The following is a 12,894-nucleotide window of genomic DNA, read 5'->3' on the forward strand; positions in this document are numbered from 1 at the left end:
CTCACCGCGCACTTCCTGCGACCGGTCGACGAGCGCCTGCTCGAGCTGGCCGCCACCCCGGTGAGCGCCTCGGGCAGCACCGCCGTCACGCAGGTCGCCGCCGTCCAGGACGGTCGCGAGGTGGCGGTCGGCACCGCCCTGCTGGGCGCGGCCCGCGAGCCCGGGCTGGCCTGGGCGCCCGAGCCCGCGCCGTCCGTGCCGCCGCCGGCCGGCTGCCCGGTCGTCGTGCTGCCCCGCGAGCTGGTGCCGTTCAGCCAGCACCTGGAGTTCCGCACGGCCGACGGGTCGCGGCCCCTCGCGGGCGGCCCCACCCCGCGGCTGCGCGCCTGGGTCCGTTTCGTCGACGACCGCCGTCCGGACGCCGCGGACCTCGTGACGCTGGCCGACGCCCTGCCGCCGGGGCTGTACGGGGTCGCCACGACGCCCGCCCCGGTGCCGAGCGTGGACCTCGCCGTGCACCTCACCGGGCACGCGGCGGACGGCCCGTGGGTGCTGGTCGAGCAGCGCACCCTGTGGTCGGTGCAGGGCTGGGCGGTCGACGAGGCGGAGGTCTGGGACGAGCGCGGCGTGCGGCTCGCGCAAGCCCGCCAGACCCGTCGGGTGCTGCCGATGCGCCGACGGGACGGCCGCTAGCCTCCCTGCGGTGAACCGCACCCGCTTCGACGAGCTCTTCGACCTGGCCGCACCGCTGATCCGCACCCAGCAGCACCAGCGCGACACCCAGCCGGTCGAGGGCGGGCGGTGGCCGGTCAGCGTCTACCTCTCGCCGGACGAGGACAGCGCCCCGCGGATCGACGAGCTGGCGCGCGAGGCCCTGGCGCTCGCCGGTCCGGGGCACTTCGGCACCGGGCTCGCGGGCACCTCGCACTTCACGGTGCGCGCGCTGGAGGCGTACCGGCACGACGTCCCGGACGACGACCCCGCCCTCGGGCGCTACCGCGCGGCCCTGCGGCGCACGGCAGACCGCTGCCGGCCGGTCACCCTGCGGCTGCTCGGGATCACGCTCACCCCGATCAGCGTGATGCTCGCCGCCGAGCCGGTCGACGACGCGGCCGCCGACCTGTCGCGCGTGCTGCGCGAGGAGCTCGGCGACGACAGCCGCCACGAGGACGGCTTCAGCCGCGACATCTGGTACTCGACGCTCGTGCACCTCGCGGCCGACGTCGCCGATCCCGAGGGGCTCGTGGCGTGGGCGGGCGCGCGGCGCGCCCTCGACCTCGGGACGACGACGGCGCGCCAGGTCGAGCTGGCGCGGTTCCGCTACACCGAGACGGTCGAGCCCGCCCGGATGCTGCCCGAGGTGCTGGGCGTCGAGGAGCTCGCGGGCTAGCTGAGCGCCTGCTCCAGGTCGGCCAGCAGGTCGTCGGCGTCCTCGATGCCGACCGACAGGCGCACCAGGTCGTCCGGCACCTCGAGCACCGACCCGGCGACGCTGGCGTGGGTCATGCGGCCGGGGTGCTCGATCAGCGACTCGACACCGCCGAGCGACTCGCCGAGCGTGAAGACCTCGGCCCGCTTGCAGGCGCCGAGCGCCTCCTCGACGCCGCCGCGCAGCCGGAAGCTCACCATGCCGCCGAAGCGCCGCATCTGCTGCGCCGCAACGGCATGGTTCGGGTGCTGGTCGAGCCCGGGGTACAGCACCTGCGACACCCGCGGGTGCTCGGCGAGGAACGCCACGACCTTCTCGGCGTTGTCGCAGTGGCGGTCCATGCGCACCGCGAGGGTCTTGAGCCCGCGCAGCACGAGCCAGGCGTCGAAGGGGCCGCTGACGGCGCCCATCGAGTTCTGGTGGAAGCCCACGCGGTCGTCGAGGTCCTCGAAACCCGTTGCGGGAGAACGAGTCGTCACGAGCGCACCGCCGACGACGTCCGAGTGGCCACCGGCGTACTTCGTGGTCGAGTGCACGACGACGTCCGCACCGAGCGCCAGCGGGCTCTGCAGGTACGGCGTCGCGAAGGTGTTGTCGACGACCAGCAGAGCCCCTGCGGCGTGGGCGATCTCGGCCAGCCCGGCGATGTCGCTGACGTTGAGCAGCGGGTTGGTCGGCGTCTCGCACCAGACCACGCGGGTCGTGCCGGGCTGCACCGCGTCGCGCACCGCGTCGAGGTCGCCGAGGTCGACCGGCGTGTGCGACAGGCCCCACGGCTCGGCCACCTTCGCGAACAGCCGGTAGCTGCCGCCGTAGGCGTCGTTCGGCACCACCAGGTGGTCGCCCGGCCGGCAGACCGCGCGCAGCAGGGTGTCCTCGGCGGCCAGGCCGGACGCGAAGGCGTACCCCCGGCTGCCGCCCTCGAGCGCGGCCAGGCACTCCTCGAGCGCCGTGCGCGTCGGGTTGGCCGAGCGCGAGTACTCGTAGCCACCGCGCAGGCCGCCGACGCCGTCCTGCTTGTAGGTCGACACCTGGTAGATCGGCGGGACGACCGCCCCGGTGAGGGGATCGGGGTCCTGCCCGGCGTGGATGGCGCGGGTGCTGAACCCTGGCGTCTGGTCGCTGCTGCTCACGCCGCGAGCGTATCCGGGACGTCGGCGGGCAGCGGCGGCCCCTCGGGCACCGTGAGCAGCGGCAGGAAGACCTGCACCAGCGGCCCGATGCCCAGCGCGTACGCCGCCGTGGCGACCCCGAGGGTGCCGCCGAGCGCCCAGCCCGCGAGCACCACGACCACCTCGATGCCGGTGCGCACCAGCCGCACCGAGCCGCCGGTGCGGCGCACCAGCCCGGTCATCAGCCCGTCGCGCGGGCCAGGACCGAGGCGGGCGCCGATGTACATCGCCGTGGCGATCGCGTTCAGGACCAGCCCCGCCACGACCAGCGCGGCGCGCACGGCCAGGTGGTCGACGTCCGGCAGCAGGCGCAGCACCGCGTCGAGCACGACGCCGATCACCAGCACGTTGCTGACCGTGCCGACGCCGGGCCTCTCCCGCAGCGGGATCCAGCCCAGCAGCACGACCGCGCCGACGATGATCGTCCAGGTGCCGATGCTCAGGCCGACGTGTCGGGACAGCCCCTGGTGCAGCACGTCCCAGGGCATGACGCCCAGGTCGGAGCGCACGAAGAGGGCCATCGAGACGCCGTAGAGCGTCAGGCCGACGTAGAGCTGCACGAGGCGTCGCAGGAGCATGACCTCAGGATCGTCCTCGATTGGCCTTGAGATCCAGGGCCAATCCGCGCACAGTGGTCTGGTGCCCTCCCGCCGGATCGGACCTCGCGAGCTCACCCGGTTGCTCGGCGCCTGGCCGACGTCCGGCGGACCCGCCTACGCGGCACTGGCCGCGCGCGTGCGGCTGCTGGTGCTCGACGGTCGGCTGCCGGTCGGCGTCCGCCTGCCGCCCGAGCGCGAGCTCGCCGCCGCGCTCGGGGTCAGCCGCACGACGGTGAGCGCCGCCTACGACGTGCTGCGCGAGAACGGCCACGCCGCCAGCCGGCAGGGCTCGGGCACCTGGACGTCGCTGCCCACCACCGGCGCCGAGGTGCCGACGTGGGCACCTGAACCGGCGCCCGAGGGCGTGCTCGACCTCGCGCACGCGGCGCCGCCCGCTCCCCCGCACCTCTACCCCGCCTACGCCGCTGCGCTGGACGCCCTGCCGCGGCACCTGCCCGGCACCGGCTACGACTACCGCGGGCTGGCGCCGCTGCGCCAGGCCCTGGCCGACCGCTTCACCGAGCGAGGGCTGCCCACCACCGACGAGCAGGTGCTGGTCACCTCCGGCGCGCTGCAGGCCGTGCGGCTCGGGCTCACGCTGGCAGCCGGCACCGGCGACCGCGTGCTCGTCGAGCAGCCCGGCTACCCCAACGGCCTGGACGTCGTCACCGACCTGGGCGCGCGGGCCGTGCCGGTGGCCGTCGACCCCGCCAGCGGCACGTGGGACGTCGACCAGCTCGTCGCCGCCGCCCGGCAGACCGCGCCGCGCGCCGCCTACCTGATCCCCGACTTCCAGAACCCCACCGGCTCGCTCATGGACGACGCGACGCGGGCCGCCGTCGCCCGTGCGCTCGACCGCAGCGGCACGCTCGCCGTGGTCGACGAGACGCTGGTCGAGCTGGCGCTGGACGACCTCGGGCCGGCGCCGCGGCCCTTCGCGGTGCACGCCGGCCGGACGCCGGTCGTGACCGTCGGCTCGTCGAGCAAGGTGGTCTGGGGCGGGCTGCGGGTGGGCTGGCTGCGCTCGGACGCCGCGACCGTCGCCCGGCTCGCCGCGCTGCGCTCGCGCCAGGACCTCGCCAGCCCCGTGCTCGAGCAGCTCGCCCTGCTGCACCTCATGGGCGAGCTCGACGCCGTCCGCGCCCACCGGGTCGGCGAGCTGCGCCAGCGCCGCGACCTGCTGCTCTCGCTGCTGGCCGAGCTGCTGCCGTCGTGGCAGGTGCGGGTGCCGAGCGGCGGGCAGGTGCTCTGGTGCCGGCTGCCCTCGCCGTCGGCCACGGCGCTCGCAGCGGCGGCGGCCGACCTCGGGGTGCGGCTCACGGCCGGCTCGCGGTTCTCGGCCGACGGCTCGCTGGAGCAGTGGGTCCGGCTGCCGTACGCGCTGCCGCCGGACTCCCTCGCCGTCGCCCTGCCCCTGGTCGCGCGGGCGTGGGAGGCCGTCACCCGCCGTCCGGCCACCCGTCGCCTCGCCACCCCGGACGACGACGCCTACGTCGTGTGAGCCACCTCGCACGCGCGGGGGAACGCCGTGCGGGCGAGCGTGGTTGTACACCGTGCAACCCCCACGAGGAGGTCCACCGTGCTGTTCGGCTCATCGCTGAAGTCCCGCATGATCACCGCTGACGAGGCCCTGCCCGGCCGCGCCAGCACCCCCTACCCCGTGCCCGAGACGCACGCCGTCCTCGGGACGCCGCTCAAGGGCCCCTGGCCCGAGGGCACCCAGGTGCTCTACGTCGCCATGGGCTGCTTCTGGGGCGCCGAGCGCATCTTCTGGCAGACCCCCGGCGTCGTGACGACCGCCGTCGGCTACCAGGGCGGCCTGACGCCGAACCCGACCTACGACGAGACCTGCACCGGCCGCACCGGGCACACCGAGGCCGTGCTGGTCGCCTACGACCCCGCCAAGGTGTCGACGGCCGAGCTGCTCAAGACGTTCTGGGAGGCGCACGACCCGACCCAGGGCTTCCGGCAGGGCAACGACCGCGGCACGCAGTACCGGTCGGCGATCTACTGGACGACGGACGAGCAGCGCGAGCTGGTCGAGACCTCGCGCGGGGCGTACCAGGAGTCGTTGCGGGCCAAGGGCTACGGCGACATCACCACCGAGCTCAAGCCGGCGTCCGAGGCAGGCGAGTTCTTCTACGCCGAGGACTACCACCAGCAGTACCTCTACAAGGTGCCCAACGGGTACTGCGGCATCGGCGGAACGGGCGCGGTCTGCCCGATGCCGGGTGCCGGTCCGGCCGCCTGAGGTCGGTCCAGAAGGTTTTTCGCCGACCCTGTCGGATCGGCCGGGCCCCGTGCGTCGTCTAGGTTGAGGCGGGCACGGGGCCCGCGCACGAGGCAGGGAGCATCGATGGCCGAGTACATCATCTTCTTCAACCAGCAGTGGGTCGGCGACCACCCCGAGGAGTGGTACGCGACGCGCGTGGAGCCCTCGATGGCGGTGGTGCGCGAGATGCGGGACGCCGGCGTGCTGCGCTTCGCCGGCGGGCTCGACGAGGACGTGCAGAAGGCGTTCAGCGCGGACGCCACCAGCGGCGAGGTCGTCGTCACCGACGGCCCGTACGTCGAGACCAAGGAGTACCTCGGCGGGCTGACCATCATCGACGTGCCCGACGAGGCCCAGGCCCGCGTGTGGGCCGGCAAGATCGCCGAGGGCTGCGGCTGGCCGCAGGAGGTCCGCGAGTTCAAGTCGATGCCGCTCTCCGACCGGCCCTGAGCTCCCGGGGCGTCGGCCCCGCTCGCGGGCACGGCGCCCCACCGTCACCATCGGGGGCGTGAGCACCGAGGACCGGCTCCGGCGGTGGTTCCGCCGCGTGCCGGAAGTCGCGCTCGCGGTGGTGCTGCTGGGCGTCGTGCTGAGCCTGGTCGCCCTGCTGACCGGCGGTGACGACGTGACGCCCCGGCGGCACTGGCCGGTGCGCGGGGTCGGCGGGATCGGCGTCCTGGTCTTCGGGTATGTGTTCGTGCGCGGCGTCCTCCAGCTGCGCGACCGCCGCCGCCGCGACCGCCGGGACGCCAGCGGCTAGCGTGCCGGGATGGAGCAGCGGATCAGCATGGTGACCCTCGGCGTGGCCGACCTCGACCGCGCCAAGGCCTTCTACGAGGCGCTCGGCTGGCAGGGGCAGGAGGTCGAGCGCACGGTCTTCTTCCAGGCGGGCGGGCTGGCCGTCGTCCTGTGGGGACGCCCGGCGCTCGCCGAGGACGCCGGGCTCGAGGCCGCCGACGCCTCGGGCGACGGGTTCGGGGGTGTGGCGATCGCGCAGAACGTGCGCTCGCCGCAGGAGGTCGACGAGGTCATGGCCGCGGCCGAGGCGGCAGGCGCGACGGTCACCAAGCCCGCCGCCGAAACCTTCTACGGCGGGTACGCGGGCTACTTCCGCGACCCGGACGGCCACTGCTGGGAGGTCGCCCACAACCCCGGCTTCGAGCTCGCCGCCGACGGCACCATCACCGTGCCCGACCTCACGGCCGGCTGACGCCGACCTGCCGTAGAGCAGGCACACACGGGGGGTCGTGCGCGTGAGCGGCAGGCACCCCCCTCGGTGCCTGCGCGGACGAGCGAGGGCAACATGCGCAACGGCGGCCGCCCGCGGCCGTGCCGGTCGGCAGCCGCCGTTGCGCATGTCGGTCGCGCTGCAGCGACCTCAGCGGGCGGCGGCGTCCATGCCGGGCCGCGGGTCGTCGAGGTGCGCCTCGTCCCGGATCCCGTAGGTCTCGAGCGCGCCGACGGCCAGCGTGCGCCGCACGGCCGCGAACGTGATGACGTGCCCGATGGTGCCGCCGAGCGTGTGCGTGGTGGCGTCGGCCGGACCGCAGGTGGTGTCGACGAAGGTGTCGGCCAGGCGCTCGCGCTCGAGGGTCTCGCGCACCATCTCCTGGTAGTCGCGTCCCGCCACGGCGTGCCGCGAGCGCAGCCCGGCCACGCTCTGGTCGCTCTCGTCGGGCCAGTCGCCGCCGCGCAGGGCCGAGAGCCAGTGCTCCTCCTGCGTCACCATGGCGTTGATCAGCGAGCGCAGGCTCTGCTCGCCGTCGATGGTCTCGACCGACACCGCGATCGGCTGGTCGAGCTGGTCGTCGTCGAGCCGCTCGGCCCGGTCGATGATCGCGGTCAGGCTCTCGACGTGGTGGTCGACGAGCTGCTGCAGGACGTCCATGGCGCTCTCCTTGCGCGGGGCCGGCAGCCGCAGGCCGCCGGGAGGTTGGAAGTGCACCCCGCTCGGGCACGGCAGCTCGAGCTCGTGGAAGGTGCGGACCTGACGGCGGCGCAGCGCGGTGGGCGCGAACCCGTACTCGCGGGTGAACGCCCGGGTGTACGCCTCGTGCGAGCCGTAGCCCGCCTCGACGGCGACGTCGAGCACCGGGTGGCCGGTGCTGAGCAGCCGGTACGCCGAGCGCTCGAGCAGCAGCCGGCGGCGCAGGGCCCCGGGCGGCTCGCCCATGGCGGCGCTCACCAGGCGGTCGAAGTGGAACCGCGACAGGTACGCCCGCCCGGCCAGCTCCTCGCCCGTCGTGGACGGCTCGGCCATCGCCTGGGTCACCAGGTCGAGGATCCGGGTCATCACGTCCGTCGTCATGGCACCAGGGTGCCCGGGCGGGAGGTCGTGCGGCTTGATCGCGCTTGCGGAACGCTCAGTCGTCGAGCGCGAGCCAGCTGATGACGCCGTCCAGCTGGGCCAGCCCGACGGGCGGCGCCGGGCTGACGGCGGTGAGGTCGATGATCACGTCGGCGCGCTCGGCGAGGGGCCGACGGACCGGGAGCTGAGGAAGGGCCACGTCACGAGAGTGCCCGGACGTCGTCCGCGCCGTCCGCGGATCAGCCAGCCGTTCGCCCTCTCCGCCCACGCTCCGTGACGGTGCGTTCAACCCCCTCACGCTCCGTAGACCGGGCCGGCGTCAGCAGTCCGTGCCAGGGCGTGACAGCGCCGCGTGCGGACGGTGCCAGCGCGACCCTGCATCGTCGTCCGCAACGACGACCCCGGGAGACCTGACATGACGTACGCGATCGAGGCCAGCGGCCTCACCAAGCGCTTCGGCGCCACCCAGGCGCTGGCCGGCGTCGACCTGGCCGCCCGCGAGGGCACCGTGCTCGGCGTCCTCGGCCCGAACGGCGCGGGCAAGACCACCGCGGTGCGCGTGCTCGCCACCCTGCTCCGGGCCGATTCCGGCACCGCGCACGTGCACGGCCTGGACGTCGTCCGCGACGCCGCCGCGGTGCGCGCCCGGATCGGCCTGACCGGCCAGTACGCCTCGGTCGACGAGGACCTCACCGGCACCCAGAACCTCGTGATGATCGGCCAGCTGCTGAACCTGACCAGCCGCGACGCCCGAGCCCGCGCCACGGAGCTGCTCGAGTGGTTCGACCTCGGCGCGGCCGCCGACCGCACCGCCAAGACCTACAGCGGGGGCATGCGGCGGCGCCTCGACCTAGCCGCCAGCCTGGTCGGCCGCCCGTCGGTGATCTTCCTCGACGAGCCGACCACCGGGCTCGACCCGGCCAAGCGCGAGGAGATGTGGCACGTCGTCCGCCGGGTCGTCGCCGACGGGTCGACCGTGCTGCTCACCACGCAGTACCTCGAGGAGGCCGACGCGCTGGCCGACGAGATCACGGTCATCGACCGGGGCCGGGTCATCGCGCACGACACCCCCGACGGCCTCAAGCACGTCATCGGCGGGCAGCGCCTGCGGGTCCGCCCGACCGACCCGGCCCGCGTGGGCGAGGTCCGCCAGATCCTGGCCGACCTGACCCGCCAGGCGCCCGAGGAGACCAGCCGGCACGAGCTGACCGCACGGGTCGACGACGACTCGCTGCTGCCCGAGCTGGTCGGCCGGATCAGCGCCGCCGGCATCACCGTCCACGAGTTCTCGCTGCACCTGCCAAGCCTCGACGAGGTCTTCCTCACGCTGACCGGGCGCACGGCGAGCGACGACGACACCACTGCTCCCGAGGAGGCAGCATGACCACCACCGCTCCCGACCGCACTGTGCCCGCCCCGGTCGGCCCGACGTCCGAGCCGCAGGCGGGTGGTGGGGCGCGCAACGGCCTGCGCCACACGCTGGTGCTCGCGAAGCGCAGCCTGATCAAGACCGCGCGCACGCCCGAGGCGCTCGTCGACGTGACGTTGCAGCCGATCATCTTCCTGGCGATGTTCACCTACATCTTCGGCGGCGCCATCGCCGGCGGCTCGCAGCACGCCTACCTGCAGTTCCTGCTGCCCGGCCTGTTCGGGCAGACCATCGCGATGGCGAGCGTCGCGCTGGGCCAGAACCTCAACGCCGACATCGAGAAGGGCGTGTTCGACCGCTTCCGCTCGTTGCCGATCGCGCGCTCGGCGCCGCTGGTGGGCGCGGTGGCGGCGGACGTCGTCCGGTACCTGATCCTGTTCACGGTCATGATGACCACGGGTCTGCTGATGGGCTTCGACGTGACCGGCGGGTGGTTGCCGACGCTCGGCGCCCTGCTGCTGTCGATGGGCTTCGCGCTCTGCTTCGGCTGGATCTCGGTCTACGTCGGCATGCTGGTGCGCACGCCGGGTGCGGTGCAGGGCCTGATGTTCCTGCTGGTGCTGCCGTTGAGCTTCGGCAGCAACACCTTCGTCCCGACCGACACGATGCCCGGCTGGCTGCAGTCGTTCGTCGACGTCAACCCGATCAGCCACCTGGTCGGCGCGGTGCGCGGGCTGATGCTGGGCGGCCCGGTGCAGCACGACCTGCTCTGGACGCTCGGCTGGATGGCCGTGCTGCTCGGGGTGTTCTTCCCCCTGGCCCTGCGCGCCTACCGCCGCCGGGCCTGAGCCACCGGCCGCTCGCGCTCGACCCCGCCCCCACCCTCGCCACCGGCGAAGGGGGCGGGGTCGACGCGCGCCGTGGCAGCGTCGGGTGCGAGCGACTGCCCTTGGGCGAAGGCGGCCTCGAAACCCTTGTCGCCCAACCCCTCTCGCAACTCGCGGACGAGCCGGGCCACGCGCGGCTGGGTCAGGTCGGGCGAACCGCGCAGCGCGGCGCTGGCACCGAGGACCACGGCCGCCTCCTGCACCCGGCCCAGGACCAGCGCCAGGGCGGCGGACGACGTGCCCGCCGTCGCGATGATCGGCAGATCCTCGGTCATCAGCGCGACGCGGTAGGCCTCCACGACGTGGGTGCGCGCGCGGTCGAGGTCGCCGCGGTCGAGGTCGACCAGGCCGAGGAACGCGTAGGCCCAGGCAGCGCCGTGCGCCTCGAACGGTCCCGGCTCGCCGAAGGCCTCGACCCGCCCGAGCACCTCGTCGTAGCGCCGCGCCACCTCGGCGGCGTCGCCGCGCGCCTCGGCCACGCCCGCGGCGGCCAGCCCCACCATCACGGCCGACATGTCGGCGACCCGGCCGCTGCGGGGGCGGCGCTGCTCGAGCTCGTCGAGGTAGCGCTGGGCGCCGTCGACGTCGCCGGCGCGCAGCCGCAGGTCGGCCAGCCGCACGGTCACCATGAAGTCGTCGCCCGCGCCGCCCAGCAGCCGCAGGTGCCCCCGGGCCGCCTCGAGGTCGTCGGCGGCACCCGCCAGGTCGCCGTCCATGGTGCGCAGCTGGCCGCGCCCGCCCAGCGTCGAGGCCAGACCCCAGTGGTCACCCAGCTGCTCCCACTCGGCCAGCGCCACGGGCAGGTCCGCGCGCACGAGCTCGACGTCGCCGACGTTCTCGGCGAAGGCGAGCCGCACGCTCCGGGCGGCCGCGCGCACCCACGGGTCGGACGACGCCAGGCCCCGCTCCATCAGGGCCGTGGCGTCGTCGCGGCGGCCGGCGAAGAACATCAGCACCAGCTGCAGCACGGGGACGATCTGGTGCAGCTCCTCGCCGGGGAGCCGTTGCGCCACCTCGACCAGACGGCGCTGGTAGTCGTCGGACGCGAGCAGCTCGCGGTCGGGCTGCAAGCCCTCGGGCGCCACGGCGAGCGAGGTGACGAGGTCCATCGCCTCGGCCACGGCGTGCAGCGGCGAGCGCTCTGCACCCGGCACCGCCGTGGCGAACCGCAGCCAGCGCGCGGCGTCGCGCCCGTTCTCGCGCAGCAGCCAGTACCAGGCCAGCCGCACCGCGAGATCGACCGCGGCCACGGCGTCGCCCGCGTCGCCCAGGTACCCCAGCGCCGCCAGAACGTTGTCGCGCTCGACGTCGAGCACGTGCAGCGCCGCGAGCTGCTCGGGACCGCGGAGCCGGCGGTCGGCCGCCGACGCCAGGGCGGCGTGGTAGCGGGCGTGGGCGTCGCGGGCCGCGTCGAGCGTCCCCTCCGCCGCCAGACGCTCAGCCCCGTACTCCCGCAACGTCTCCAACATGCGGAAGCGTGATCCGGTGCGGTCGGCGGACGCCACCAGGATCGACTTGTCGACCAGCGCGTGCAGGACGTCGACCACCTGGCTGTCGACGTCCGCGCCACCGTCCAGCTGCCCGGTCGTAGAACGCCAGGTCGGGCAGACTGCTTGCACCGCAACGGCTGTGGCGCCCGAGCCGAAGACGCAGAAGTGCTCGGCGACCTCGCGCTCGACCGGGTCGAGCAGGTCCCAGCTCCACTCGACGACGGCGCGCAGCGTGCGGTGGCGCGGCACGGCGGTGCGCTTGCCACCCGTGAGCAACCGGAAGCGGTCGGCCAGCCGGTCGGCGACCTCGTGCACCGTCAGCGACCGCAGCCGGGCCGCGGCGAGCTCGATGGCCAGCGGCAGCCCGTCGAGCCGGCGCACGACCCGCACCACGTCGTCCGCGGTCGTCGCGTCGAGCTCCAACGGCGCGCCCGCCGAGCGCGCGCGGTCGAGCAGCAGCCTCACCGACGGCACGTCCGCGAGCGCCGCCGGGTCGGGGGACGACGAGGCGTCGGGCACCGCGAGCGGCGTCAACGGGTAGAGCTGCTCGCCGTCGACGCCGAGCGGCTCGCGGCTGGTGGCGATGACCCGCACCCCGGGGCACTGCGCCAGCACCTCGGCCACGAGGTCGGCCGCGGCGGCCACGACGTGCTCGCAGTTGTCGACGACCACGAGGCACTGGCTGTCCTGCAACGTCTGCAGCACTCGGGTGCGGGCCTCGCGCTGCTGCGGCCGCTCGCCCGCGCGCTGCTCGAGCAGGGCGACGTCGCGCACGCCGATGCCGTCGAGCACGGCCAGGGCGATGTCGTCGGCGTCGGCCACCGGGGCGAGCTCGGCGAACCACACGCCGTCGCGCGCCCGCGGCAGCCAGCCGGCTGCGACCTCCTGCGCCAGACGCGTCTTGCCCGACCCGCCGGGCCCGACGACGGTGACCAGCCGGGCCCCGCCGGCACCGTCGCGCAGCAGGTCGTCGACGCGCGCGGCGTCGAGGTCTCGCCCGACGAAGCTGGTGAGCGCGGCGGGAAGGGTGGTGCGCCCGCCCGACGTCGGCCCGGCGTTGCGCAGCACCTCCAGGTGGGTGGCCTGCAGCGCGGGCGACGGGTCGCTGCCGAGGGTGTCGGCGAGGAAGGCCCGCGTGGTCTCGTAGGCCGCGAGCGCCTCGGCCGGCCGCCCGACCTGCACCAGTGCGGTCATCTGCAAAGCCGCGAGGTCCTCGCGCAGGGGGTGGGCGGCGCGCAGCTGCTCGAGCTCGCCCAGGACGTCGCCCGCCCGGCCGGCCCGCACCTCGACCCCGAGGCGGGCGGCGAGCAGCTGCAGGTGCAGGTCGTGCAGCCGCGCGCGCACCGGGTCCAGCGCCGGGTCGTCGTCGTCGCCCAGCGGGTCGCCCCGCGACAGCGCGAGCGCGGTGGCCAGCGCGATCGCGGCGTC

The 12,894-nt window shown here is 74.8% G+C and carries 14 protein-coding genes; 9 read left to right on the forward strand and 5 right to left on the reverse strand.

Going from position 1 to position 12,894, the window contains the following annotated elements; translation table 11 throughout:
* Positions 1–633, forward strand: a 633-nt coding sequence (locus tag ACYVJ4_RS08240; RefSeq protein WP_460459637.1) for a thioesterase family protein, incomplete at its 5' end; no start/stop codon positions are given.
* Between the two features lie 10 nt (positions 634–643).
* Positions 644–1,330 carry a hypothetical protein gene (locus tag ACYVJ4_RS08245; protein ID WP_460459638.1) on the forward strand — a complete coding sequence of 229 codons (687 nt, stop codon included), beginning with the start codon at positions 644–646 and terminating at the stop codon, positions 1,328–1,330.
* On the opposite strand, the gene ACYVJ4_RS08250 is transcribed toward ACYVJ4_RS08245, so the two are convergent.
* Positions 1,327–2,502, reverse strand: a complete 1,176-nt coding sequence (locus tag ACYVJ4_RS08250; protein ID WP_460459639.1) for a cystathionine gamma-synthase — start codon at positions 2,500–2,502, stop codon at positions 1,327–1,329. The two genes, ACYVJ4_RS08245 and ACYVJ4_RS08250, sit on opposite strands and share 4 nt — an antisense overlap.
* A complete protein-coding gene (yczE, locus tag ACYVJ4_RS08255) occupies positions 2,499–3,119 on the reverse strand; it encodes a membrane protein YczE (RefSeq protein ID WP_460459640.1) in 621 nt (206 codons plus the stop codon). The genes ACYVJ4_RS08250 and yczE overlap by 4 nt, the downstream gene beginning before the upstream one ends.
* A 61-nt stretch (positions 3,120–3,180) precedes the next feature.
* Between yczE and yczR the strand changes: the two genes are divergently transcribed.
* From yczR to ACYVJ4_RS08280, 5 genes are all read left to right on the forward strand, one after another.
* Positions 3,181–4,641 (forward strand): MocR-like transcription factor YczR, encoded by a 1,461-nt coding sequence (yczR, locus tag ACYVJ4_RS08260; RefSeq protein WP_460459641.1) that lies wholly within the window; start codon positions 3,181–3,183, stop codon positions 4,639–4,641.
* A gap of 108 nt (positions 4,642–4,749) precedes the next feature.
* On the forward strand, positions 4,750–5,391 hold the full coding sequence (gene msrA, locus ACYVJ4_RS08265) for a peptide-methionine (S)-S-oxide reductase MsrA (protein WP_460459650.1): 642 nt from the start codon (positions 4,750–4,752) through the stop codon (positions 5,389–5,391).
* 105 nt (positions 5,392–5,496) lie between these two features.
* Complete coding sequence (locus ACYVJ4_RS08270) at positions 5,497–5,862, forward strand: YciI family protein (protein ID WP_460459642.1); 366 nt, start codon at positions 5,497–5,499, stop codon at positions 5,860–5,862.
* A gap of 58 nt (positions 5,863–5,920) precedes the next feature.
* Complete coding sequence (locus ACYVJ4_RS08275; RefSeq protein WP_460459643.1) at positions 5,921–6,172, forward strand: hypothetical protein; 252 nt, start codon at positions 5,921–5,923, stop codon at positions 6,170–6,172.
* 9 nt (positions 6,173–6,181) lie between these two features.
* A complete protein-coding gene (locus ACYVJ4_RS08280; protein ID WP_460459644.1) occupies positions 6,182–6,622 on the forward strand; it encodes a VOC family protein in 441 nt (146 codons plus the stop codon).
* A gap of 168 nt (positions 6,623–6,790) precedes the next feature.
* Here ACYVJ4_RS08280 and ACYVJ4_RS08285 read toward each other — a convergent pair whose 3' ends face one another.
* Both ACYVJ4_RS08285 and ACYVJ4_RS08290 read right to left on the reverse strand, forming a co-directional pair.
* A complete protein-coding gene (locus tag ACYVJ4_RS08285) occupies positions 6,791–7,720 on the reverse strand; it encodes a helix-turn-helix domain-containing protein (RefSeq protein ID WP_460459645.1) in 930 nt (309 codons plus the stop codon).
* Positions 7,721–7,775: 55 nt separating this feature from the next.
* Positions 7,776–7,919: a hypothetical protein gene (locus tag ACYVJ4_RS08290; protein WP_460459646.1), complete on the reverse strand. Its 144-nt coding sequence runs from the start codon at positions 7,917–7,919 to the stop codon at positions 7,776–7,778.
* A 216-nt stretch (positions 7,920–8,135) separates the two neighbouring features.
* Here ACYVJ4_RS08290 and ACYVJ4_RS08295 point away from each other — a divergent pair, with 216 nt between their 5' ends.
* Positions 8,136–9,104, forward strand: coding sequence for an ATP-binding cassette domain-containing protein (locus tag ACYVJ4_RS08295; RefSeq protein WP_460459647.1), 969 nt, complete (start codon positions 8,136–8,138; stop codon positions 9,102–9,104).
* Complete coding sequence (locus ACYVJ4_RS08300) at positions 9,101–9,937, forward strand: ABC transporter permease (RefSeq protein ID WP_460459648.1); 837 nt, start codon at positions 9,101–9,103, stop codon at positions 9,935–9,937. The genes ACYVJ4_RS08295 and ACYVJ4_RS08300 overlap by 4 nt, the downstream gene beginning before the upstream one ends.
* Here ACYVJ4_RS08300 and ACYVJ4_RS08305 read toward each other — a convergent pair.
* Positions 9,919–12,894: ATP-binding protein (locus tag ACYVJ4_RS08305; protein WP_460459649.1), on the reverse strand; the 2,976-nt coding region annotated here is incomplete at its 5' end. The genes ACYVJ4_RS08300 and ACYVJ4_RS08305 overlap by 19 nt on opposite strands.

The sequence above is a fragment of the Angustibacter peucedani genome (assembly GCF_054779595.1).

Bases quoted from the DNA above. Each gene is read 5' to 3' on its own strand.
- ACYVJ4_RS08280 (WP_460459644.1), top strand. From the start codon at position 6,182: ATGGAGCAGCGGATCAGCATGGTGACCCTCGGCGTGGCCGACCTCGAC.
- ACYVJ4_RS08295 (WP_460459647.1), top strand. From the start codon at position 8,136: ATGACGTACGCGATCGAGGCCAGCGGCCTCACCAAGCGCTTCGGCGCC.
- msrA (WP_460459650.1), top strand. From the start codon at position 4,750: ATGATCACCGCTGACGAGGCCCTGCCCGGCCGCGCCAGCACCCCCTAC.
- ACYVJ4_RS08300 (WP_460459648.1), top strand. From the start codon at position 9,101: ATGACCACCACCGCTCCCGACCGCACTGTGCCCGCCCCGGTCGGCCCG.
- ACYVJ4_RS08285 (WP_460459645.1), bottom strand. From the start codon at position 7,720: ATGACGACGGACGTGATGACCCGGATCCTCGACCTGGTGACCCAGGCG.
- ACYVJ4_RS08270 (WP_460459642.1), top strand. From the start codon at position 5,497: ATGGCCGAGTACATCATCTTCTTCAACCAGCAGTGGGTCGGCGACCAC.
- yczE (WP_460459640.1), bottom strand. From the start codon at position 3,119: ATGCTCCTGCGACGCCTCGTGCAGCTCTACGTCGGCCTGACGCTCTAC.